The organism is Kosmotoga sp. (genome assembly GCF_982836095.1).
Map to the genome: position 1 here is coordinate 1 of NZ_CEYIHJ010000053.1, position 1,435 is coordinate 1,435.

The following is a 1,435-nucleotide window of genomic DNA, read 5'->3' on the forward strand; positions in this document are numbered from 1 at the left end:
TGAAGTAACAATAGCCACCAGCCAGAGATCGCGTGGCATGATGGCCGGGAGGTCTGCAAAGAGCGTAAACTATATTTTCACCATCCAGGACAGAATCGGCTGCTGAAAGGGTGGTAGCCACTGCGGTTAGTGAAATACTATAACTTGTTCTAGTAATGGGAGTTCCTGTATCAAAAACCCTGTCATGCCCAAAGACTTCCGGGAAATACTCTTTTCCAGTTTCGAGTTCATTCGACTTTCTCCTTAGCCAGTCGACATATTCGGGTTCATGAACAAGATATACATATGAGTCAAAATGATATTTGCTTTCCTGCATGGCGTAGCCAAAAAAATGTTCCATCCGTTCACGGATAGCTTCTATTCTCAATGGCTTTTCAGGATTTTCAATCCATTCACCGTTGTCTATCTCTTTTTGTGGAGAATGTAAGAGGTGCCGTCTGTCATAAAAAATTTTCATTTATGGCTTTCACCTTGTTCCAGTGGATTTTCCTCGATCTTTTTCACTCTCCGGGCATGCCGCCCGCCTTCAAAATCCGTTTCGAGAAATTTTTTTACTACCCATCGAGCCAGTTCTGTTCCCATTAATCTACCTGCAAGCACAAGTACATTAGCATTATTGTGTTTTCTTGACAGTTCAGCCATCTCCGGGAACAAACACAAAGCTGCCCTTACACCATTGTATTTATTGGCCGCAATTGACATCCCAATACCAGTACCGCAGATCAGTATCCCGCGCTCCCCGGATTTAGCTGTGATTTCCTCTGCCATTTTTTTAGCAAAGTCAGGATAGTCAACGGAATCCTCGGAATTTGTGCCTAAATCAATTACTTCGTGCCCAAGTTCTTTCAAATATGCGATTAAATCCTGTTTGAGAGAATATCCGGCGTGATCGGATGCAATCGCTATCTTCACTTTACTCACTCCTATCTATACCATCTCAGCAAACCAACAAGCTTTCCTTGAATCCTTACTCTGCTTGCTTCGACAACAATGGGAAGCATATCGGGATTCGATGGAATCAGTCTGATCTTCGGACCATCATTCTCATACTTTTTCAGCGTGGCATTTTCGCCGTCTATAAGTTCTACCACGATGTCGCCGTTATTTGCCCAATCTTGTTTTCTGATAACCACATGATCCCCATTCATTATATGGGAGTCAATCATGCTGTTCCCGGTCACTTTGAGTATAAAATATTCAAATCCCCGGCGTATCATCCACATGGGAACAGGAATTGAATCTTCTCGATTTTCAATAGCCTGTATTGCTTCTCCAGCTGCGATTGTCCCCACTACCGGGAGCATCACGACGTCGTTCTCATCGGTTGTGAGTTTTCCATTTGCCTGCTTAATCACCCTGATTCCTCTGGAAACTCCAGTACGTTCAATGTATCCCTTCTTCTCCAGAGCCTCGAGGTGTTTTGCCACCCCTCGAG

Annotated in this window: 3 protein-coding genes; all 3 read right to left on the minus strand. The window is 44.0% G+C overall.

All coding sequences use genetic code 11. The features are described 5' to 3' along the window. Positions 1 to 457 (minus strand): arginase family protein (locus tag AC3LHT_RS05085; RefSeq protein ID WP_488662162.1); only part of this gene is annotated, 457 nt, incomplete at its 3' end. Then, entirely contained in the window at positions 454 to 912 is a 459-nt protein-coding gene (gene rpiB / locus AC3LHT_RS05090) for a ribose 5-phosphate isomerase B (protein ID WP_290645466.1), read from the minus strand. The genes AC3LHT_RS05085 and rpiB, both read right to left, overlap by 4 nt. 11 nt (positions 913 to 923) lie before the next feature. Continuing rightward, a partial coding sequence (gene lexA, locus AC3LHT_RS05095) for a transcriptional repressor LexA (RefSeq protein ID WP_488662163.1) occupies positions 924 to 1,435 on the minus strand: 512 nt, incomplete at its 5' end.